Genomic DNA, 22,329 nt, shown 5'->3' with positions numbered 1-22,329 from the left:
GTGTCTGTGAGACAAAAGCCGGGCAGGAGCTGTTTATGGGCGAGGCACAAAAAGGCGTTCTTGCACTCTGTGCCTCCTGCACCGTCTGGGGGCTGTCGGGCATTTACTACAAGGCATTGTCGCATGTGCCGCCGGAGCAGGTTCTGTCGCACCGGGCGCTTTGGTCGTTTGTGTTTTTCGCCATTGTTCTGCTGTGTCAGGGCCGCATCAGCGCGCTTGGCGCAGCGCTCTCCACCCGCCGCAGTGCGCTGCTGCTGGCGTTCGCGTCGGCGATGATTTCCCTCAATTGGTTCATCTTCATTTCAGCCGTGCAGCTGGGCTATGCCACCGAGGCGAGCCTCGGGTACTACATTTTCCCGCTGCTGAGCGTGCTTCTGGGGCGGCTGGCTTTTGGCGAGCGGCTGACACGGGCGCAAGGGGCCGCGGTTTTTCTGGCAGGCCTCGCGGTGGCGGTTCTGTCTTTCGGGCTTGGTGCCGCGCCTTGGATCCCCTTGGCGCTCAGCTTCAGCTTTGCCCTGTATGGTGTTGTTAAGAAACAGCTGCCCCTGGGGCCGGTGGTGTCGGTGACGGCGGAGGTTGCGCTGCTTCTGCCGGTTGCGCTGGCCATCATTTGGATAACCGGCGGGGCCGGTTTCCTGGGCGGTATCGGGGATGCGGCAATGCTGATGTTTGCCGGCATCCTGACCGGATTGCCGCTGATCCTGTTTGCCTATGCCGCCCGGAGGGTTCGCCTGGGGACCGTGGGGGTTCTGCAGTATTTGAACCCGACACTGCAGTTCCTGGTTGCGGTGCTGGTTTTTACCGAACCCTTTACCCCCTGGCACGGCACCGCCTTTGCGCTGATCTGGAGCGCGGTTGCGGTGTTTTCCTATTCAGCGCTGCGTCAGGAGCGGGCGTCGCGCAGGGCGGCGATGGCGGCCACCGGCGTGTCGGCCCAGATCAGGTAGTCCGACGTTTCCCGGCCGGCAAAGCCCTGGCTGACCACATGGCCCAGCAGGTCGCGCAGCTTGTCCCAGTAGCCTTCGGTGTTCAGGATCACGATCGGCTTGGAATGCAGTCCCAGTTGGCGCCAGGTGAGGGCCTCGAACAATTCGTCCAGTGAGCCGGCGCCGCCCGGCAGCACGATTACTGCATCGGCATTCCACAGCATCACCTTCTTGCGCTCATGCATGGTCTCGGTGACCACATAGGTGGTGAGGTCGGATTTCCCTACTTCACGCCGCTCCAGATGGCTGGGGATTACCCCGAAGGTCTCCCCGCCGGCCTGCTGCGCCGCGCGGGCGACCTCGCCCATCAGCCCGACATCGCCGGCGCCATAGACCAGCCGCATCCCGTTTTCGGCCAGCGCAGCACCGAGCTCGCGGGCGGCTACGGCATAGGCAGGCAATGCGCCGGCGCGGGATCCGCAGTAGACACAGACGGATTTGATGCTCATCGGCCAGCCTTTCCGTGGAATATCAAGGTGAAAACCAATTGGTGTTTTGACCCGTGATAGCGGGGTTGTTAGATTCCCTCAACTAAGCGGAAGGTCACATTCCGCAAATACCGAAGGGAAAGAAATGGCGGATGCATCTGGAAGCGGGGGTCTTGGGGCCCTCACACTTGGCGGTATTGCCGGCGTGGCTGTGGTCGTGGGCGGCGTGGTGCTGTACCAGTTCGGGGTGTTTGGCACGGTTGCGCCTGACGGCACGGTGGTGAGCGAAGAGACCGCCGGGCAGGCGGCGAACGGGAACGGCGCGTTTTCCGGAAACGGCGGGGAATCCGGCCAGCCGCTGCAAAACCGTGCCGTTCAGGAAGCCGCAAGCAATCAGGTTGAAGCGGTAGAAGACGGCCAGCAGCAGGAGACCGGCGCAGCAGAGGAAGGCGCCGGCGCTGACATCGCGGCTGAAGATCGCGCTGAGCCTTCACCTGACGAACCCGACGCAGAAATTGCCGTTGAGGATAATGCTGCGGCAGAAACCGGTACGGAGGAAGCCGGAGCGGAAACACCGGATCAAGGCACCGAACTGGCGGCCTTGACCGAGCCAGCGGACGCTTCAGCGGATACCCAGCCGGACCCGGACACCGAAGCTGCAAAAGAGGATATCTTTGTGCTGCAGGCGCCGGAGCTGGATCTGGTGCGGGTGGACAGCGACGGTGCTGCGGTGATTGCCGGCCGGGCGCAAGAGGGCGTGCAGGTTTCTGTGCTGCTGGACGGCGAGGTGCTGGAACAGCTGGAGGTGCCGGCGGGCGGCGAGTTTGTTTCGCTGACCACGATTGCCCCCAGTGCGGATGCGCGGGTGGTATCGCTGCTGGCCGAACATGACGGCAAGCAGACAGCTTCCGGCGCGTCCTTCATCCTGGCACCGGTCAGCCCGGTTGCTGCTGCAGGGGGCGATGAGGACCCAGCGGAAGAACAGGTGGCAGCGCTGGATGAAGAAACGCCGGCCGCAGAACTGGAGGAAACTGCCCAGACCGGCGAAACGCTTTCTGTGCCTGAGCCCGATGCGGTTGAACCGCCTGAGGAAACCGCCGAAGCAGCCGATGGCGTGCAAGACGCAGAGGATACCGCAGCACCCGCCGGAGACGGCCAGGAAGCTGTTGAGACTGCTTCAGCCGGATCTTCGCAGAAAGACCCGGAGCTTGCGGCAGAATCTGATGCACGGCAGCCCCAAGGCCAAGCCGTGGCGGTGCTGCGCGCCGATCAGGACGGGGTAGAGGTGGTTCAGCCCGCTGTTCCCGCCGATCCTGAACTGAATAAGGAAGTGGCGCTCGATGCGATCAGCTACAACGGCACTGGCGGGGTGGAGCTGACGGGCCGGGCGCGGCCGCAGTCGCGGGTGCGGGTCTATGTGGACAACCAGGTGGTGGCAGAGCTGGATGCAGCCGAGGATGGCCGATGGAACGGCCTGCTGGAGGATGTGGCGCCCGGCGTCTACACCCTGCGCCTGGATGAGATCGAAACGGCCACCGGCAAAGTGGTGAGCCGCCTGGAAACCCCGTTCAAGCGCGAAGCGCCGGAGGTGCTGCCGAAGCCGGAACGTGATGCGGTGCCGGATCAGCCCGCGCCGCTGGTCCGGGCGGTGACGGTGCAGAAGGGCGATACGCTCTGGGCCATCTCGCAGGAAAAATACGGCAGCGGCTTCCTGTATGTGCGGGTGTTCGAGGCCAACCGGGGCGCGATCCGCGATCCGGACCTGATCTATCCAGGGCAGGTCTTTACGATCCCCGAATAATCCACGGAAAACGCGCCCTTGCGGCGCGTTTTTTTCTGCCGCCCCTCGCAAAACCGTGAACAGGTGAATATCTGGAGGTGTCTAGCCAGGAACAGCCATGACCCAGACAGACCAGGCCGCCGCACCGCGCCAAGCCGACATCGCCCAGGACGAACGACGCTCCGGCCTGCGCACATTGCGCAAGGTGGGGCCGTATCTGTGGCCCGAGGGCAACCGCGCGGTGAAGGTCCGGGTGGTGCTGGCGCTGGCGGTGCTGGTTCTGGCCAAGCTGATCGCGGTCTATACGCCGATGCTCTACAAGGGCGCGGTGGACAGCCTTGCGGGTGAGGGCGTGCCACCACTGGCGCTTGGTGCCGTGGGCCTGACTGTTGCCTATGGCATGGCACGGATCCTGACCACCGGTTTTCAGCAGCTGCGCGATGCGGTCTTTGCCCCCGTGGGGCAGCGCGCCCTGCGGCGGCTGGCTCTTGAGACCTTCACCCACATCCACCGCCTGTCGATGCGCTATCACATCACCCGCAAGACCGGCGGCCTCAGCCGGATCATCGAGCGCGGGGTGAAGGGCGTCGAGTTCCTGCTGCGTTTCATGCTGTTCTCCATCGGGCCGCTGATCCTGGAGCTGACGCTGGTGGCGGTGATCCTGACGGTGCTGTTCGACGCCTGGTATCTGGTGGTCGTGGCAGTGACCATCGGGCTTTATGTCTGGTTCACCTTCGCGGTCACCGAATGGCGGGTGAAACTGCGCCGAGAAATGAACAAGCAGGACACCGACGCCAACCAGAAGGCCATCGACAGCCTGCTGAACTTTGAGACGGTGAAATACTTCGTTGCCGAGGAGCGCGAGGCGGCCCGCTATGACGGCGCGATGCGCGGCTATGCCCAGGCGGCGCTCAAGACGGCCTATTCTCTGGCGGCGCTGAACTTCGGCCAGAGTGTGATCATCACTGCGGGTCTGATCGGGGTGATGGTGATGGCGGCCATCGGGGTGGAGCAGGGCAACCTGACTGTCGGCGATTTTGTCATGGTCAACGCCTACATGATTCAGATCACCGTGCCGCTGAACTTCCTCGGCACCGTCTACCGCGAGATCCGCCAAAGCCTGGTGGACATGGGAGAGATGTTCGATCTGCTGGAACAGCCCGCCGATGTGAGCGACAGGCCGGGTGCAGGGGAGTTGCAGGTCAACGGCGGCCGCATCACGCTGGAGGATGTGCGGTTCTCCTATGATGCGGGACGTGAGATCCTGAAAGGCATCTCGCTGGAGGCGGCGCCGGGCCAGACAGTGGCCATCGTCGGTTCCACGGGGTCGGGCAAATCGACCATCGGGCGGTTGCTGTTCCGGTTCTACGACGTCACTGGCGGCGCGCTGAAGATCGACGGCCAGGATGTGCGCGAGGTGACCCAGCAAAGCCTGCATCAGGCCATCGGCGTGGTGCCGCAGGACACTGTGCTGTTTAACGACACGATCCGCTACAACATCGCCTATGGCCGCGACGGGGCCACGCAGGAAGATGTGGAGCAGGCGGCCCGCGACGCCCAGATCCACGATTTCATCATGGCGCTGCCAGAAGGCTATGACACCCAGGTGGGCGAGCGCGGCCTGAAGCTGTCGGGCGGCGAGAAGCAGCGGGTGGGGATTGCCCGGACGCTGTTGAAGAACCCGCCGGTTCTGCTCTTGGACGAGGCGACTTCGGCGCTGGACACCGATACCGAGCAGGAGATCAAGGAGGCGCTGGCGCGGGCCGGGCAGGGGCGCACGGTGATCACCATTGCGCACCGGCTGTCGACCATTGCCGAGGCCGACCGGATCGTGGTGCTGGAACAGGGCGAGATTGCCGAGACCGGCACCCATGACGAATTGCTTGCCAAGGATGGCCGCTACGCCCGGCTCTGGCAGCGCCAGCAGGCGGATCAGGACGCAGCCTGACAGTCCGGCACAGCCTTACGGAGGGGAAACCATCATTGGCTTTCCCCATTGACCGGGTGGCTGCTGTTTTTAAAGTGCCCCCATTCCGGGAAACAGCGGCATCTGTGCCGGCTGGCCCGCAGACAAGGACAAATGGATGAAGACCCTTCTGACTGCAGCCTCCGCAGCTGCCCTGCTTGCCTTTCAGGCGCCTGCCTATGCCGAAGACCTCGAGTTCCTGCTGGTAAACGACAGCAGCGCCGATCTGGTTGAATTCAACGTATCGCCCGCGTCCTCGGACAGCTGGGAAGGCAACCTGATGGAGGGCGGCTACCTGGCGCCCGGCTATGAGATCGGCGTCCTGATTGCCGATGGTGCAACCACCTGCGTCTACGACATCCGCGGCAGTTTTGCCGATGGGTCCGAGGCTGAGGATTTTGGCCTCGATCTGTGTGATCTGGGCGAGTACGTCTTTACCGACTGAATTTGCCGCGCGCCGGGAAGCCCGGCCTGGTGCAATGAAAAGCCCCGCCGGAGCGGGGCTTTTTGTTTGCCTGGTTATTCCGCGGCGCGCAGGCGGCCGCGCGGGGCAGGCGGCTGCGGCTCGCCCTCTTCAGGTTCAGCTTCCCCTTCGCTTGTCTCAGGGGCTGCAACCTCGACCCACTGGATTTCCGTGCTGGGCAGCTGGCGCGCCTTTTTGAACAGCTTGGAGTCCTGCGCAATACGGCTGGAGCGGCCGCGGGTGATCCGCGACAGCATCCGGCCGAGGGCGCGCATGTAGGTGGAGAACCACACCCGGATCGACAGCAGCGAGGGCGTGACCACCAGAGTCAGCACGGTGGCAATGCCCAGGCCGAACACCACGGCGGTTGCCAGCTGTTTCCACCAAAGCGCAGTGGGGCTGTCGATGGAGTAGCCGCCGTTGATGAAGTCCAGGCTGACGCCGAACATCATCGGGGTGAGGCCCGCCATCGTGGTGATGGTGGTCAGGAGCACCGGACGGATACGCGCCTCGGCGGTGCGGATGATTGCCTCGATCCGCGGCATCTGCTGGCTGAACTCCTGATAGGTGTCGATCAGCACGATGTTGTTGTTCACAACGATGCCTGCCAGCGCCACGATACCGGTGCCGGTCATAATGATCGAGAACGGCTGTTGCATCACCATCATGCCGATCAGCACGCCGGTGGTGGACAGCACCACCGCCAGCAGCACCAGCACCGAGTTGTAGAAGCTGTTGAACTGGGCCAGCAGGATCACGAACATCAGCGCCAGCGCGCCGGCAAAAGCCTTGGACAGGAAGGCGCCGGATTCCTCCTGCTCCTCCTGGTCGCCAGTCCATTCCCAGCCGATGCTGCGCGGCAGCGGTTCGGTGTCCAGCCACTCAGTGATCACGGCGATCCGCTCGTTCGGGTTCACCGGGCTGATCTTGGCACCGTTGTCCAGCGCCGTCAGCACCGCGTCAAAGCTCTCGGCGCCCGTCAGCTGCAGCAGCTGCATGGTCTTGCCGTTGGGTGCAACCAGGGTGTCGCCGGTCGCCGCAGCGCCTTCCGGCAGCTCCTTCAGGACCGCCAGGCGGGTCATTTCACCGCTGTCCGCATCCTCGATCACCACCTTGTTCAGGCCTGGCTCCACGTCCGCCTTGACGTCATAGAAACGCTCCTGGCCGATGCGGTTGATCTGCGCCAGTTTCGGCACCGGCTGGCGGGTCACGAAGTTCGAGAGCGGCACCAGCCCGTCCGCGGTGCGAACCTTGAGGTTGTCGAGCGTGGACAGCACCCGGTCCTGTTCCGGCAGACGGACGCGGATCTCGATCTCCTCGTCGGAGCTGTCGACCCGCATGGTGTCCAGCAGGATGCCGCGGGTGACCAGCTGCACCATCGCGCCCACAGTCGCCACATCGGCGCCGTAGCGGCCTGCCTTCTCAACATCCACGTTGATCTGCCAGTCGATGCCGGGCAGGGGCAGGCTGTCCTCGATCAGGATCAGGCCGGGGGTGTTCTCGAAATGCTCCCGAGCAGCCAGGGTTGCCGTGGTCAGGTCTTCCCAGCCGTCGCCGCGCAGGCGCAGATGCACCGGCTTGCCGGAGGCGGGGCCCTGCGCCAGGGCGCGGACCTCGACCTCGAACCCTGGCAGTTCGCCAAGCACGGCGTTCAGTTCATCGATCACGGTATTGCCGTCGTATTCCTCGGCGATCACCTTCTTCTCAAAGCCCAGGTATTTGCTCAGCAGCCCGCCGAACCAGCCGTCCAGCGGTTCGCTCTCGGTGGGGCGCTCCTCCCAGGGGATGATCTCGAACTGGACCTGGCCGATGGTGTCCGGCGGCAGCTGCGCGCCGGAGCTGTCGGTGTTGAGGCCGCCGTCACCGGCAAAGGAGAACACGTTGATCACTGCGTGATGGTCGAGAATGACCTCCTCGGCAGCGCGGACCATCTCGTCCTTTTCGTGCAGGGAGATGTTGCCGCGGGCGCGGATGTAGGCGGTGGCCTGTTCGGGCTCGGAGTCGACGAAGAATTCAACGCCGTAGTTGTTCTCGCTGAAGGTTGAGAACACAGTCATGATAGCAAAGCCCACGGCGGCGATGGTCACAATCGGCATCACCGGGTTGCCGGCGATGAACTTGATCACGTAGCCGAACGGGGTGTGGTGGTAGCCGGGGGCGACCTCCTTCTCCTCGCGCTCCACTTTGACCGAGCTGAGGGTGATCGAGGCGGCAAAGGACGCCAGCGTGAACACCAGCCCGCCGAACAGGACCCCCGCCATCGGGCCTGTGCCCTCACCCAGCAGGTAGGAGGGGTTCAGCATCTGCATGGCGCCAGCGAACATGCCCCACATGGAGACCGGCACCAGCAGTGCGCGCAGCCACCAGGGCGCGATCATGCGCAGTGCGCGCGAGGCGCCCTCGAAGGTGCGGCTGATGCGGCCGGTGACGCCGCCCATGACGGGCAGGTAGATGAGCGCCACCACCAGCGAGGCAGACAGCACGAAGATGAGGGTCACGGGCAGCATGCCCATGAACTCACCCGGCACACCGGGCCAGAACAGCATCGGCAGGAAGGCGCAGAGCGTGGTCGCGGTGGAAGAGACGATCGGCCAGAACATCCGCTGCGCCGCCTCGACATAGGCGTGCATCGGGCCGGTGCCTTCCTTGATCCGCTTGTCGGCGTATTCCACCACCACAATGGCGCCATCGACCAGCATCCCCACGGCGAGGATCAGGCCGAACATCACGATGTTGGAAATCGAGATGCCCATCAGCGCCAGCAGCGCAAAGCACAGCAGGAAGGAAGTCGGGATCGCAAAACCCACCAGCAGCGCAGCCCGGCTGCCAAGCGCCGACAGCACCACGATCATCACAAGCGCGATGGCGGTCAGCACCGAGCCTTCCAGCTGGCTGACCATCGAGCCGACCACGCGGCTCTGGTCGTTGGAGGTGCCGACCTCAACCGCGGTCTGCAGTTCCGGCGGCCATTTGGACTTGGACTCTTCCAGGGTCTGCTTCACCAGATTGACGGTGTCGATCAGGTTGTAGCCCTTGCGCTTGACCACCTGGAGGGCAACCGTGTCCTCGCCGTTGAAGCGGGCAGTGCCCTCGCGGTCCTCGAAGGTGAAGTTGATCTGCGCCAGCTCCCCCAGCTTGACCACCCGGTCGCCGTTGGTCTTGACCGGCAGCTGGTAGATATCCTTCACGTCGTCAAAGGAGGAGGGGATCTTGACCGAGAACGCACCCTGGCTGGTTTCAACCTCACCGGCCGCAATCAGCTGGTTGTTGTTCTGCACAACATTGATCAGCTCCAGCGCTGTGACGTTGTAGGCTTCCAGCCGCAGCGGGTCGATCAGAACCTCGACCATCTCGTCCCGGTTGCCGGCGATCCCGGCCTCCAGAACCGCATCCAGCGCCTCAAGGTCGTCCTGCAAGTCCTTGGCGATACGCGCCATCGTCCGTTCCGGAACGGCGCCGGTCAGGTTCACGATGACGATCGGGAATTCGGAGAAGTTGATCTCGGTGATTGAATATTTCTCGGCGCCTTCTGGGAACTCGGCCTCGGCCTTGTCCATGGCGTCGCGCACGTCGGCCATGATGGCTGTCTTGTCCCAGCCGAACTCGAACTCCAGCGCCACCCCGGCATAGCCCTCGGCGGCGGTGGAGGTCATCTTGTCGAGCCCGTCGAGGTCGGCAAGCTCGGTCTCCATCACCTTGACCATCAGGGATTCGGCGTCTTCGGCGGAAATGCCGGGGAAGGGGACCGAGATGAACAGGGCCGGGATTTCAATGTCCGGCTCGCCTTCCTTGGGCAGCATCGAATAGGCGAAGCCGCCGACAAGCAGTGAGATTGCGATGAACGCAAGGACCATCCGGGCGCGGCCGGCGGCCCAATCGACGATGCCAATCACTGTTCAGTCTCCCGGTAGGTGGCCGCCACGGCGACGCCTTCGGTTACGAAATCCTGTCCCACCACGATCACATCCGCGTTTTCAGGGAGACCGCCCAGCCAGACGCCATCCACATCATCCCGCAGAAGCTGCACGGGGTAGAATACCACGGTGCTGTCGGATCCGACAACGCGCACGCCCAGCTGGCCCTCGTTGTTCAGCGTCAGCGCCGATTGCGGCAGCTTGTGCGCCAGCGCGCCGGCCGAGGAAATCGCGATGTCGGCGGTCTGGCCGTCGCGGATGCTCAGGTCCGGATTGGGAACCGTGATCTCGACCTCGAAGGTGCGGGTGGTGGGGTCGGCAGACCGGCTGAGGAAGGTGACCTCACCCTGGACCTGCTGGCCGGTGGACAATTCAGCGCCTGCAGTCGCGCCCAGTTTGACCTTGTTGACCTCGGCCTCCGGCACATAGCCGACCAGTTTGATGGTATCGAGCTGGATCACCGTGCCGCACAGGCTGCCGGGCTGCAGCAGGCTGCCCAGTTCAGCGGTGTCGCTTTCCAGAAGGCCGTCAAACGGCGCGGTGATGGTCAGATGGCCGATCTCCCGCTCCGCCGCGGCAACTGCAGCCAGCGCCGAACGTTCAGCTGCCTCAGCTGAGGCCAGCCGGGTTTCGGAGGCATAGCCGCCCTCCGACAGTTTGGCGGCGGCCGTGAGGTTGATCTTGGCTTCTTTCAGTTGCGCCTGCGCCTGCAGCAGCGAGGCGGGGCGGGTGCCGGGGTCCAGCTCGCACAGAAGATCGCCCTTCTTGACATGGGCGCCCTTGCGCAGCGGCTCTGAAATCACGGTTGAGGTGGTTTCGGCCCGCACCTCCACCTGGCGGATGGCCTGGGTCTGGCCGCGCAGGATCACCGCGTTGCCGATGGTGCGCGCCTTGCTTTGAATGGCCACGACTCCGACGCGCGATTCTCCGGCCTCGGCCAGTTGCTGGCCTTCCGCGGCGGGTTCGGCCTCGGCGGCCTCCTGCGCATCCTCTCCGCGGGCAAAGGCCATCAGATCTTCACGCTCGAAGACCAGCGCATAAAGGCTGGCTGTCACCACAACTGCGGTCAGTATCGGTACAATGCGCATGTCGGGCCTTTCCTGTTTTTTATCTCTTCCACGGGTACATGACCCTTGTCCGTCGGACGGCCGGGCCTGCTCACAGCGGGAGTCGCGCGTATGTGATAGGCCTGATATAGGAGATGTCCATTCTAAACTAAGTGGTTTAGTTCACATTTCTTGCTTTTCTGGCCTAATTGACGGGGTTTCTGGTGCAAACGGGCCACTTGGCTTGGCCTTTGAGCCGGGTTAAGAGGGGCGCGACGCATTCAATACCGGTGCGGGCGGCAGCCCGGGCCGCGCATATCAGGGGCTTTTCATGAGCGATACCGACAGCTTTATCGACGAAGTGACCGAAGAGGTCCGCCGTGACCGTCTTTTCCTGATGCTGAAACGCTATGGCTGGATCGGCGGCGCTGTTGTTGTGCTGATTGTCGGCGGCGCGGCGTTCCGGGAATACAACAAGGCCAAGGATCAGGCCGCAGCGGAAACACTCGGGGATGATATCACCGCGGCGCTGGAAATCGAAGGCAGTGAACAACAGGCAGCAGCGCTTGCAGCCGTCCCGGCAAAGAGCGCCGGCGGCGCGGCCATCCTGAACATGCTCGAAGCAGGTGCGCTGGCAGACGCCGGCAAGACCGCTGAAGCGGTTGCCCAGCTGGAGGCGGTTGCAGTGGATGGCGAGCTGCCGCTGATCTACCGGCACATCGCAAGTTTCAAGGCGCTGGCGCTGCAGGCAGAGAGCCTGAGCGTTGCAGACCGCCGCGTGCAGTATGAGGCGCTGGCCCAGCCCGGCGCGCCGCTGGCGCTGCTGGCTGCCGAACAGCTGGCACTGCTGGATGTTGAAGAAGGCAACGCCGAGGCGGCCATTGCCCGGCTGCGGGACATCGTTGCGGATGCAACGGTCACTGCAGACTTGAAAGACCGAGCGTCTCAGGTGATTGTGGCGCTTGGCGGCTCCGTTAACGGGGACGCTGCGCCTGAGGGGTAAGGCGCTCCGCGGACTGGAATTTGCGGAACAAGAACGGCAGACAGGGCAGGGCAATGACAATAAGCAAATCTTTCTCCCGGGCACGGGTTCTTCTTTGCACTACTGCGGCTGCGGTCCTTCTGGCGGCCTGCGCAGAGGAAGAGATCATCCTGCGCGGCGAGCGCGAGGACATCTGGCCGGACGCCGCGGTGGAGATTGTCAATCAGTCCCGCGCGATTTCCCTGCCGCAGCAAGTTGCCAACGCCAGCTGGGAACAGGGCCATGGGGCCGAGGCCGTGCGCACCGCGCATCCGGCACTGGCGGCCGCCCCGCAGCGCATCTGGTCCGCTTCGATCGGTGCCGGCGACAGCCGCCGCCAGCGCATAACCGCGACCCCTGTCGTGGGCGGCGGGCGAATCTACACCCTGGACAGCGCTGCACGGGTCTCCGCGGTTTCACCGCAGGGCCAGATCCTGTGGCAAAGCGAACTGACCCCGGCCGCTGATGATGAAGGCCAGGCCACCGGCGGCGGGTTGGCCTTTGCCGACGGTGTTCTTTATATCTCCTCCGGTTTCGGTGTGCTGACGGCGTTGAATGCTGCGGATGGCAATCCGATCTGGCGGCAGGAGCTGGATGCCACCGGTTCCGGCCAGCCGCGGGTCAGCGGCGGGCTGGTTTACCTGGTCGCTGGTGACGACACCGGCTGGGCAGTGAATACCAAGGATGGCCGCATCGCCTGGCAGATCGACGCCGCTCCCTCTGCGGCCAATGTCCTGGGCGCACCGGCGCCGGTGGTGACAAGCGACCTTGCGGTCTTTGCCTTTGGTTCCGGCGATCTGATTGCCACCTTCCGTCGCGGCGGCCTGCGCCGCTGGAGCGCGTCTGTCGCGGGCAAGCGCACCGGGCAGACCCTGTCGCGGATCAGCGACGTAACGGGTGCGCCGGTGGTGTCCGGGAACCGTCTTTATGCCGGCAACAACTCCGGCCGCACCGTTGCCATCGACCTTGAAACCGGAGACCGTCTGTGGACCGCGCGCGAAGGCGCATCCGGAACCGCCTGGCCCGTCGGCGGCAGCCTGTTCCAGGTCAGCGACCTCAATCAGCTGCTGCGGCTGGATGCAGGCAGCGGTGAGGTGATCTGGGCCGTGGACCTGCCCGGTTTTCTGAAAGACAAGCCGCGGAAGCGCGGCCAGATCCATGTGCACCACGGCCCCGTTGTGGCCGGCGGGCAGGTGGTCGTTGCCTCGAATGACGGGCTGCTTCGCTTCTTCAACCCTGTCGACGGCAGCCTGGCCCGCACCCTGGAGGTGCCCAGCGGTGCCACCACGGCGCCGGTGGTCGCCGGACGAACGCTGTATTTGGTTTCAACCAACGGCGAATTGCAGGCATACCGCTGATCAGTGTTTCCGGGTGGCGGAAGCCGCGCGGATGCGCTATGAGCCGCCTCTGAATCGCAGAAAGCTGGTCTGATGTCCTTTACCCTCGCCATCGTGGGCCGTCCCAATGTGGGCAAGTCCACCCTGTTCAACCGCCTTGTGGGCAAGAAGCTGGCCCTGGTCGACGACCAGCCGGGCGTGACGCGCGACCTGCGCGAAGGCGCGGCGCGGCTGGGCGACCTGCGCTTTACGGTGATTGACACCGCGGGTCTGGAAGACGCCACCGACAACTCGCTGGAGGGCCGCATGCGCCGCCTGACAGAGCGGGCGGTGGATATGGCCGACATCTGCCTGTTCATGATCGACGCCCGAACCGGCGTGACGCCGACGGACGAAATTTTTGCCGACATCCTGCGCCGCAAATCCGCGCATGTGATCCTGGCCGCCAACAAGGCCGAGGGCAACGCTGCCGAGGCCGGCGTGCTGGAAGCCTACGGCCTCGGCCTGGGCGAGCCGCTAAGGCTGTCCGGCGAGCATGGCGAGGGGATGCCCGACCTCTATGGCATCCTGCAGCCGCTGGCCGAGAAATTAGAAGCCGCTGCCGAAGACCATGCGCCGGTCACCGATGTCGAGCTCTATGAAGAGATCGGCGAGGACGAGGAAGAGGTCATTCCGGTCCCGACCGATGCCAAGCCCCTTCAGGTCGCCGTGGTTGGCCGCCCGAACGCGGGCAAATCCACCCTGATCAACAAGATCCTGGGCGAGGAGCGGCTGCTGACCGGGCCCGAAGCCGGGATCACCCGCGATGCGATCTCGCTCAAGATCAACTGGAAAGACACGCCGATGCGGGTGTTCGACACCGCCGGCATGCGCAAGAAGGCCAAGGTGCAGGAGAAGCTGGAGAAGCTTTCCGTCTCTGACGGCCTGCGCGCGGTGAAGTTTGCCGAGGTTGTGGTGGTTCTCTTAGACGCCAGCATCCCGTTCGAGCAGCAGGATCTGCGGATTGCCGACCTGGCCGAGCGCGAAGGGCGAGCGGTTGTGGTGGCGGTCAACAAATGGGACGCCGAAGAGCACAAGCAGGAAAAGCTGCGCGACCTGAAGGAAGCCTTCGGGCGCCTGCTGCCGCAGCTGCGCGGTGCGCCGCTGGTCACTGTCTCCGCCAAGACCGGCAAGGGTCTGGACCGGCTGCATGAGGCGATCATGCGCGCCTATGGCACCTGGAACCGCCGGGTCCCCACTGCGGCGCTGAACCGCTGGCTGGTTGGCATGCTGGAGCAGCACCCGCCGCCAGCCCCGCAGGGCAAGCGGATCAAGCTGCGCTACATGACCCAGGCCAAGAGCCGCCCGCCGGGGTTCGTGGTGATGTGCTCGCACCCTGACAAGCTGCCGGAAAGCTATACCCGCTATCTGGTCAACGGCTTGCGCGAGGATTTCGATATGCCCGGCACCCCGATCCGCCTCTATATGCGCGGGCAGGGCGACAAGAACCCCTACAAGGGCAAGCGGGCCAAGAACGCTGGCGCGCTGGAAAAGCACCTGAAGAAACGCGGCAGCTGACCGGCAAGAGGCGGGTACTCCCGCCCGGCCCGCGGCATTCAAAGAATACCTAGGCCCGTTGGGCCCGGCGCCGCCCTGACGGGCGGTGCTCTCCGTGCTGGGCACAGCCGGGCAGCCGAACCTTCGGCGGGCTTCCGCCGTGCGGTGCTGTCCGCAAAGGAGCTATTCCATCAAAAGTGGTAGGGTGATACCCCTAGGGTTGAGGTTTTCGGCCTCAGCCGGCTTGCCTTTGGCCGGGCCGGGATTATCTCATTTTTATCTTGGGCGGGCTGCGCCCTTTTTCGCATGCCTGTCACATCGCGTATTTATGGAAGAATTCATGGATCTGAGGGCACACACGCGCAAGTACACGGAAAAGGACAACCGGCTGGCATCGCTCAGCTATTTCGGGACATTTGCGGTCTATTTCCTGTCGCTCTACCTTGCAATCACCCATGCTGACCGCTGGTATGTGATGCTGCCCGCTGGGGTGGTTTTTGCCTTTGCCGCGGTGCGGCTTTACGTGCTGCAGCACGATACCGGCCATCACTCTCTGTTCGAGACCCGGATGCAGAACGAGATTGCCGGCCACGTGCTGTCGCCCTTCACCTTTGCCCCGTTTGAGGTGATGAAGCAGAACCACAACCTGCATCATTCCAACATCGGCAACCTGGAGCACCGCGAAACCGGCGAGATTCATACCATGACGCTGCGGGAATGGAAGGCCGCCGGGTTCTGGGAGCGGCTGGGCTACCGGCTCTACCGCAACCCGTTTGTGCTGGTGCCGCTAGGGTCAGCCTTCACCTATTTCATCCGCTACCGCTGGCCCAAGAACACGGTGCGGTTCGGTGTGTACGGGGTGATCCTGCACAACCTGGTGATCGTCGCCATGCTGGGCCTGCTTTATTGGGCGGCGGGGATGACCGGCCTCTGGATCTGGCTGGTGTTTTCCTTCCTTGGCGGCATGATCGGGGTGTTCCTGGTCTACTTGCAGCATAACTTCGAGGACACCTATTGGGACCGCCGCCCGGACCTGAACCCGCAAGTGGCGGCGCTGCAGGGATCGTCCTGTCTGGATTTCGGCTGGTTCTTCGACATGGCGGTGGCAAACATTACCCTGCATGACATCCATCACTACAACGCCCGCATTCCGTCCTACCGGCTGCGCCAGTGCCATTACAGCCTGCCGCCGGAGCTGGGGCTGCGGCGGATCAAGCTTCCCGAGGCCCTGAAGGCACTTACGCTGAAGCTTTGGGATGAGGACAAAAAATGCCTGGTTCCCTTTCCGGCATGAGCGGATCCGTGCAATCCTTTTGAGGGAACCTGGGTATTGAATTGATTGAAAAGGGGAAAGTGGCAGCAATGACAGCAATTCAGAAACTGCGCGGGGTGGGGCCGGCGCTGGCCAAGGTGCTGGCGGCAAACGGTGTCGAGACCATCGAGACGCTGGCCGCCATGGAAGATGCCCGTCTGCGCAGCATTCCCGGAATTGGTGCGAACCGCGCGGCGAGCCTGAAAACCGCTGCCAAGGCGCAGGCAGGCAGCAGCCCGGCAGCCGCAAATGCGGATCTGGCGGCACAGTCTGTCAATAGCAAGGCAGCCGGCCAGGAGGAGCGGGATGCTCAGGCCGGGACGTCTCCTGTCCAGGCTGAAATGGATGCCAAACTGGCAGAGGCGGAGGCAGCGCGGCAGGCTGCAGAGGAAAAGGCGGCCAAGGCCCAAGCCAAGGCACGCAAGGCCAAGCGCCAGGCGGTCCAGCTCGCTGCGGAATTTGCCGAAGCCAAGGTAAAGGCCAAGCAGAAGGCGCGGAAGGTCAAGGCCAAGGCAAAGAAGGCCATCGAGAAGGAAAAGGCCAAGGCCAAGGCTATTCTGGAAGGAAGGGCGCCGGAAAAGAAAAAGAAGAAGGCGAAGAAGTAGCTTCATCCCCCTGCTTCAAAAAGAAAACCGGCGCCAGTGGCGCCGGTTTCTGCTTCTGGGGTGCGGCCTTGGTTCAGACCAGCGCACCCTCAGCCGTCAGGGTCAGCTTGCCGCCCAGATAAGGTGCAAGCACCTCGGGCAGCTTGACCGAGCCGTCGGCCTGCTGGCCGTTTTCCAGCACTGCGATCAGGCAGCGCCCGACGGCCAGGCCGGAGCCGTTCAGCGTATGCACGAATTGCGGCTTGCCGCCGTCTGCGGGCTTGAAGCGCGCGTTCATGCGGCGGGCCTGAAAGTCGCCGCAGACCGAGACCGAGGAAATCTCGCGGTAGGTGTTCTGGCCCGGCACCCAGACCTCGATGTCGTGGGTCTTGCGGGCGCCAAAGCCCATGTCGCCGGTGCACAGCACAATGGTGCGGTAGGGCAGGCCCAGGCGCTCCAGAATGTCCTCAGCGCAGCGGGTCATGCGCTCGTGCTCTTCCAGGCTGTTGTCCGGGTGAGTGACCGAGACCATCTCGACCTTTTCGAACTGGTGCTGGCGCAGCATGCCGGCAGTGTCCTTGCCGGCCGAACCGGCCTCGGAGCGGAAGCACTGGGTGTGGGCGACATAGCGGCGCGGCAGGTAGCCTTCCTCGACGACCAGGTTGTTGACGATGTTGGTCAGCGTGACCTCAGCGGTCGGCACCAGCCACCAGCCGTTGGTGGTCTTGTAGCTGTCCTCGCCGAACTTGGGCAACTGGCCGGTGCCGTACATCATCTCTTCGCGCACCAGCACCGGGGTCCAGGTTTCCGTCAGGCCGTTTTCGTCCACATGGGTATTGATCATGAACTGCGCCAGGGCGCGGTGGATGCGGGCCACTGCGCCCGACAGCACCACAAAGCGGCTGCCCGAGAGCTTGGCCGCAACCTCGAAATCCATGCCCGGCTTCACGCCTTCGATCTCGAAATGCTCCTTGGGCTCGAAATCGAGCGCCTTCGGCTCGCCCCAGCGGCGGATTTCGACGTTGTCGTCCTCGTCCTCGCCCAGCGGCACATCCTCGAACGCCAGGTTCGGGATGGTGGCCAGCATGTCGTTCAATTGCTGGTCCAGCGCCTTGGCCTCGGTGTTCATGGCCGCCACTTCGGCTTTCTTCTCGGCCACCAGCGCGCGCAGGCGCTTGAACTCGGCCTCGTCACCGCGGCCCTTGGCGGCGCCGACTTCCTTGGAGGCCTTGTTCTGCTCCGCCTGCGCGGTCTCGGCGGCCAGGATCTTGGCGCGGCGCGCCTCATCCAGCGCCAGGATCTCTGACGACACGCCCGCATCCCCGCGCCGCGCCACAGCGGCGTCGAATGCGGCAGGATTTTCGCGGATAGCGCGGATGTCATGCATGAGAGTCTCTCCTAGCGTTGGAAGATGGTTTGAATCAGTAGGCCCATCCTATGACGCAAGGGTGAACAAAGGGGAAGGGGGCGGGCGCCTCCCCGCTTCATGGCGGAAAGAAAAAGGCCGGGTGTTGCGCCCGGCCTGCTTTTGGTCATTCCGCTGCCATTGGCAGCATGTGCACGTGATGCCGGGGCGGCTGCATCCGGATCTCGCCGGTCAGGAAATCGGCATAGTCGAATGTCAGCTCCGTGCCTGCCGGAACATTGGCCAGAGCCCGGCCCCAGACCCCGTCAGAAAAATCGAGGTTCGGATACATTGAGTGGTTCAGGAAGCGGCCTTCGTCGCATTGCAGGATCAGGTAGCCGGGGCGGCAGGGATCCGGGAAGCTGTAGCGTTCCAGAAACTCCTTCATGTGGGGTTCGACATTGTCCAGCTTGCTCTCCGGAAAAGAGGTGTCGAGCATTCTGTCATGCCGCCAGACGATGTCTCCCTTGGTGATGTTGTCATGGCAGAAAACGCCCAGCCCTTCGATGGCCGAGGGGGCGAGATAGCAGCGCACCATCATCATGCGCCTGTTCCTTCTTTCAGGAATGGCCGGGCCGCCATCCGGACCGGAAAGAGGGGGCAGAAGCCCCGCGCCTGGCGGCTTGCGCAAGGGAAAGCAAAGCGCCGAATCGCGCTGTTTTGCAATCAAATTCTGCAGGGCGGAACGGTGCGCCCGTTGTTTCTTTTGCCGCCAGCCGCACGGCGGGCCGCCGCGGCCTGCAATCCACCCCGCGGGGACTGCAGCGTTCCCTTGCAAACCCCCGGTCCAGCGCATAGGTTCCGCTGCAAAATTCCGGCGCTAACCCAGTGCCGCTTTTACAGAAGGAATATCCCATGGACGGTGGCGCAGTCGCCCAATTTCTCCCGCTTATCCTGATCTTCGCGATCATGTACTTCCTGCTGATCCGCCCGCAGCAGAAGAAGATGAAACAGCATCAGGCGATGGTGGACGGCCTGCGCCGCGGTGACCAGGTGGTGACCCAGGGCGGGGTGATCGGCAAGGTGGCCAAGGTCAAGGAAGATGGCGAGATCGAAGTCGAGATCGCTGATGGCGTCAAGGTGCGCGTGGTCAAGGCGACCATTGCCCAGGTTCTGAACAAGACCGAGCCGGCAGCGTAAGCGCCCTACGCAACCATCTGAAAAGGCAGGGCAATGCTGCAAATCGATCTCTGGAAGAGGGTGCTGATCTGGCTGGTTTGTGCGGCCGGCCTGCTGCTTGCCCTGCCAAACGGATTTTACACCCGCGTCGAACAGGCCAACGACGCGGCCGCCGATATCATCGCCAAGGGCGAAACGCCGGAACGGCTGGAAACCGCGGGCCAGTGGCCGTCTTTCCTGCCGTCGGGCCTGGTGAACCTGGGCCTCGATCTGCGGGGCGGCGCGCATCTGCTGGCCGAGGTGCAGGTCGAAGACGTCTATGAGGCACGGATGGATGCGCTGTGGCCGGAGGTGCGCGATGCGCTGCGGCCCGAACGCTCCACTGTCGGCACCTTCCGCCGCCAGCCGGGGCCTGCGGACCAGATTCGCCTGAAGATTTCCAAACCGGACGGCATGTCCCGTGCGCTGGAAGTGGTGCGCGCCCTCGCCAATCCGGTGACCAGCCTGACCGGCGCCGGCGCAACCGACATTGAGGTCTCCGCCGAAGGCGACATCCTGGTGGTGCAGTTGAGCGAAGCGGAAAAGCTGGCTTCGGACGACCGCACCGTGCGCCAGTCGCTGGAAATCGTGCGCCGCCGGATCGACGAAGTCGGCACCCGCGAACCGACCATCCAGCGCCAGGGCGCCGACCGGATTCTGATCCAGGTGCCGGGCATCGGCTCCGCCTCTGAACTGAAGGCCATCATCGGCACCACCGCGCAGCTGACGTTCAACCCGGTCGTGGGCCGCGGCAGCAATGCGGATGCGGCGCCGGGCATCGGCAACAAGGTTGTGCCCTCGCTGGATGAAGAGGGCACCTACTACACCATTGAGGCCGCCGCGGTGGTCACCGGCGAGGACCTGGTGGATGCGCAACCGTCGTTCGACCAGAACGGCCGCCCTGCGGTGACCTTCCGGTTCAACACATCCGGTGCGCGCCGGTTCGGGGACTATACAGCCGAGAACATCGGCTCTCCCTTTGCTATCGTGCTGGATGACGAGGTGGTCTCCGCCCCGGTGATCCAGTCGCACATCCCGGGCGGCTCCGGCATCATCACCGGCAATTTCACCATCGAGGAAAGCACCAATCTCGCCGTTCTGCTGCGCGCAGGCGCGCTGCCGGCGGGGCTGGAGTTCCTGGAAGAGCGCACCATCGGCCCGGAACTGGGCCAGGACAGCATCGATGCGGGCAAGGTGGCGACTGCCGTCGCCTTTGTCGCGGTGCTGGCGTTCATGGGCCTCAGCTATGGCATGTTCGGCATGTTCGCCAATGTGGCGCTGGTGCTGAACATCGCGCTGATCTTTGGCATGCTGAGCCTCATTGGCGGCACCCTGACCCTGCCGGGAATTGCCGGTATTGTTCTGACGGTTGGTATGGCGGTGGACGCCAACGTGCTGGTCTTCGAACGTATCCGCGAGGAGCTGAAGGCGGGCCGCGGCCCGGCCAAGGCCATCGACGAGGGCTACTCCAAGGCGCTAAGCGCCATTCTTGACGCCAACATCACCACCTTCATCACCGCAGTGATCCTGTTCGCCATGGGCTCCGGCCCGGTGCGTGGCTTTGCGATCACCCTGGGGCTGGGCATCATGACCTCGGTTTTTACCGCGATCTTTGTGACCCGCCTGATGATCGTCATGTGGTTTGAACGGCGCCGTCCGAAAACGATTGAGGTGTGATATGCGGCTGAGACTTGTTCCCAAGGAGACCTCATTCGATTTCTTCAAGCGCGCCAAGCTGTGGCTGGGCATTTCGGCGCTGATGATGGTGGTGGGCTTTGCCTCCTTCATGTGGCAAGGGCTGAACTTCGGCATCGACTTCCGCGGCGGCACCACCATCCGGACCGAAGCCACCGAATTCGTGGACGTAGGCGCCTACCGCGATGCCTTGGCAGTGCACGAACTGGGCGATGTGTCGATCACCGAGGTGTTCGACCCGGCCTTCGAGGAAGACCAGAACGTTGCCATGATCCGCATTCAGGCGCAGGAGGATGGCGAGGCGATCTCGGGCGAGATGATCGAAACGCTGAAGGCCTCGCTGGATGCGGTGGCTCCGGGCATCAAATTCGTCTCTGTCGAATCCGTCGGCCCCAAGGTCTCGGGCGAGCTGATCCAGACCGCGGTGATTGCCGTTATGCTCGCCATCGCTGCGGTGCTGGTCTACATCTGGCTGCGGTTCGAGTGGCAGTTTGCGCTTGGTGCGGTGGCAGCGCTGGTGCATGACGTGGTGCTGACCATCGGCGTGTTCTCGGAGCTGCAGATCAAGTTTGACCTGGCGATCATCGCGGCCCTGCTGACCATCGTCGGCTACTCGCTGAACGACACCGTGGTTGTGTTCGACCGTGTGCGCGAGAACCTTCGCCGCTACAAGAAGAAGGATCTGGCAGAGGTTCTGAACATCTCGATCAACGAGACCCTCAGCCGGACCATGATGACCTCCGTCACCACGCTTCTGGCGCTGATCTCGCTGTACGTGCTGGGCGGCGACGTGATCCGCGGGTTTGTCTTTGCGATGATCTGGGGAGTTGTGGTCGGGACCTATTCGTCGGTCTTCGTAGCCTCCACCATCCTGCTGAAGCTGGGGGTCAAGCGCGACTGGTCGAAGCAGGCCAACACCACCGGCAACCAGTTCTCGAACATCGATGCTTGAGGCGTTTCAGGCAGCCCTGCAAACGCCGGGGCTGTTCTGGCTTCTGATAACCATTGGAGCCGCGGGTCTTGTCCGCGGCTTCACTGGTTTTGGCACCGCGATGATTTTTGTGCCCGTCGGAGCCCAGTTCCTGCCCTCGGCGGATGTGGTGTTCCTGATGGTGCTGATGGGGGTGTTTTCCACCATCACCCTGTTCCCGCAGGCCTGGAGCAAGGCGGACAGGGCAGAAGTCGGGGCGTTGTCGATGGCCGCCGCGGTCACCGTGCCTGCGGGGTTGTGGCTCATGTCGCAGATGGACCCGCTGACCCTGCGCTGGGTTGCTGCAGGAGTGATCGGTGTGACACTGGCCGCCGTGATTTCCGGCTGGCGCTGGCAGGGACGTTTGGGGTGGCCGGGGCGCTTTGCCATCGGCGGCGCCGCCGGCATCGTTGGCGGTATGACGGGCCTCACGGGGCCGGTGATCATTGTCTTCTACCTCGCCAACGTGCGCGACGTGGCCCGGGTCCGGGCCAACACCATCGTGTTCCTGGCGGCGCTGGATGTGGTGATCGCCGCCAACCTGATCTTTGGCGGCATGGCCAGCCTCAAGGCGGTGATCCTGGCTGGGCTTCTGGGCATCCCCTACATAATCACCACGCTCACCGGCAAGGCGCTGTTTGATCCCAAGCTGGAGAAGCTCTACCGCTTTGCCTCCTATTCCGTGATCGCGCTGGCCGTGCTATCCAGCCTCCCGGTATTTGACTGAA

Annotated in this window: 18 protein-coding genes; 13 read left to right on the top strand and 5 right to left on the bottom strand. The window is 63.7% G+C overall.

The features are described from left to right. Positions 1-35: 35 nt before the first annotated feature. Positions 36-947: an EamA family transporter RarD gene (gene rarD, locus AB1A62_RS11935; RefSeq protein WP_366661699.1), complete on the top strand. Its 912-nt coding sequence runs from the start codon at positions 36-38 to the stop codon at positions 945-947. On the opposite strand, the gene AB1A62_RS11930 is transcribed toward rarD, so the two are convergent. Continuing rightward, the gene (locus tag AB1A62_RS11930) at positions 884-1,435 is read right to left on the bottom strand and encodes a TIGR00730 family Rossman fold protein (protein WP_366661698.1); all 552 of its coding nucleotides are present in this window, start codon (positions 1,433-1,435) and stop codon (positions 884-886) included. The genes rarD and AB1A62_RS11930 overlap by 64 nt on opposite strands. A gap of 184 nt (positions 1,436-1,619) precedes the next feature. Here AB1A62_RS11930 and AB1A62_RS11925 point away from each other — a divergent pair, with 184 nt between their 5' ends. The 3 genes from AB1A62_RS11925 (at position 1,620) to AB1A62_RS11915 (ending at position 5,605) form a co-directional block, all read left to right on the top strand. Next, complete coding sequence (locus tag AB1A62_RS11925) at positions 1,620-3,215, top strand: LysM peptidoglycan-binding domain-containing protein (RefSeq protein ID WP_366661697.1); 1,596 nt, start codon at positions 1,620-1,622, stop codon at positions 3,213-3,215. 97 nt (positions 3,216-3,312) lie between these two features. After that, positions 3,313-5,142: an ABC transporter ATP-binding protein/permease gene (locus AB1A62_RS11920; protein ID WP_366661696.1), complete on the top strand. Its 1,830-nt coding sequence runs from the start codon at positions 3,313-3,315 to the stop codon at positions 5,140-5,142. A gap of 136 nt (positions 5,143-5,278) precedes the next feature. Continuing rightward, entirely contained in the window at positions 5,279-5,605 is a 327-nt protein-coding gene (locus AB1A62_RS11915; RefSeq protein ID WP_366661695.1) for a hypothetical protein, read from the top strand. Between the two features lie 74 nt (positions 5,606-5,679). Here the strand turns inward: AB1A62_RS11915 and AB1A62_RS11910 are convergent, their stop codons facing one another. After that, positions 5,680-9,516 carry an efflux RND transporter permease subunit gene (locus AB1A62_RS11910; RefSeq protein ID WP_366661694.1) on the bottom strand — a complete coding sequence of 1,279 codons (3,837 nt, stop codon included), beginning with the start codon at positions 9,514-9,516 and terminating at the stop codon, positions 5,680-5,682. Further along, entirely contained in the window at positions 9,513-10,625 is a 1,113-nt protein-coding gene (locus AB1A62_RS11905) for an efflux RND transporter periplasmic adaptor subunit (protein ID WP_366661693.1), read from the bottom strand. Before AB1A62_RS11905 ends, AB1A62_RS11910 begins: the two co-directional genes overlap by 4 nt. Positions 10,626-10,914: 289 nt before the next feature. On the opposite strand from AB1A62_RS11905, the gene AB1A62_RS11900 reads away from it, so the two are divergent. From AB1A62_RS11900 to AB1A62_RS11880, 5 genes are all read left to right on the top strand, one after another. After that, positions 10,915-11,586: a hypothetical protein gene (locus AB1A62_RS11900; RefSeq protein WP_366661692.1), complete on the top strand. Its 672-nt coding sequence runs from the start codon at positions 10,915-10,917 to the stop codon at positions 11,584-11,586. Between the two features lie 53 nt (positions 11,587-11,639). Continuing rightward, complete coding sequence (locus AB1A62_RS11895; protein WP_366661691.1) at positions 11,640-12,962, top strand: PQQ-binding-like beta-propeller repeat protein; 1,323 nt, start codon at positions 11,640-11,642, stop codon at positions 12,960-12,962. A gap of 72 nt (positions 12,963-13,034) precedes the next feature. Continuing rightward, complete coding sequence (gene der, locus AB1A62_RS11890; protein WP_366661690.1) at positions 13,035-14,498, top strand: ribosome biogenesis GTPase Der; 1,464 nt, start codon at positions 13,035-13,037, stop codon at positions 14,496-14,498. Between the two features lie 319 nt (positions 14,499-14,817). Continuing rightward, positions 14,818-15,771 carry a fatty acid desaturase gene (locus AB1A62_RS11885; protein WP_366661689.1) on the top strand — a complete coding sequence of 318 codons (954 nt, stop codon included), beginning with the start codon at positions 14,818-14,820 and terminating at the stop codon, positions 15,769-15,771. Positions 15,772-15,839: 68 nt separating this feature from the next. Continuing rightward, complete coding sequence (locus tag AB1A62_RS11880; RefSeq protein WP_366661688.1) at positions 15,840-16,394, top strand: helix-hairpin-helix domain-containing protein; 555 nt, start codon at positions 15,840-15,842, stop codon at positions 16,392-16,394. A 73-nt stretch (positions 16,395-16,467) separates the two neighbouring features. On the opposite strand, the gene serS is transcribed toward AB1A62_RS11880, so the two are convergent. Continuing rightward, positions 16,468-17,760, bottom strand: coding sequence for a serine--tRNA ligase (gene serS, locus AB1A62_RS11875; protein WP_366661687.1), 1,293 nt, complete (start codon positions 17,758-17,760; stop codon positions 16,468-16,470). A 145-nt stretch (positions 17,761-17,905) separates the two neighbouring features. Then, on the bottom strand, positions 17,906-18,322 hold the full coding sequence (locus tag AB1A62_RS11870; RefSeq protein WP_366661686.1) for an SET domain-containing protein: 417 nt from the start codon (positions 18,320-18,322) through the stop codon (positions 17,906-17,908). A 311-nt stretch (positions 18,323-18,633) separates the two neighbouring features. Here AB1A62_RS11870 and yajC point away from each other — a divergent pair, with 311 nt between their 5' ends. From yajC to AB1A62_RS11850, 4 genes are read left to right on the top strand one after another with little or no spacing between them, the layout of a single operon-like run. Continuing rightward, complete coding sequence (yajC, locus tag AB1A62_RS11865) at positions 18,634-18,918, top strand: preprotein translocase subunit YajC (protein ID WP_027237888.1); 285 nt, start codon at positions 18,634-18,636, stop codon at positions 18,916-18,918. 33 nt (positions 18,919-18,951) lie between these two features. Beyond that, a complete protein-coding gene (gene secD, locus AB1A62_RS11860; protein ID WP_366661685.1) occupies positions 18,952-20,613 on the top strand; it encodes a protein translocase subunit SecD in 1,662 nt (553 codons plus the stop codon). A 1-nt stretch (position 20,614) separates the two neighbouring features. Continuing rightward, entirely contained in the window at positions 20,615-21,583 is a 969-nt protein-coding gene (gene secF / locus AB1A62_RS11855; RefSeq protein ID WP_366661684.1) for a protein translocase subunit SecF, read from the top strand. Next, positions 21,576-22,328, top strand: coding sequence for a TSUP family transporter (locus AB1A62_RS11850; RefSeq protein WP_366661683.1), 753 nt, complete (start codon positions 21,576-21,578; stop codon positions 22,326-22,328). Before secF ends, AB1A62_RS11850 begins: the two co-directional genes overlap by 8 nt. The last annotated feature ends 1 nt before the right edge of the window (position 22,329 follow it).

It is taken from the genome of Leisingera sp. JC11 (assembly GCF_040704725.1).
Taxonomy (GTDB): Bacteria; Pseudomonadota; Alphaproteobacteria; order Rhodobacterales; family Rhodobacteraceae; genus Leisingera.
This window is presented reverse-complemented; position numbering and strand designations above follow the sequence as displayed.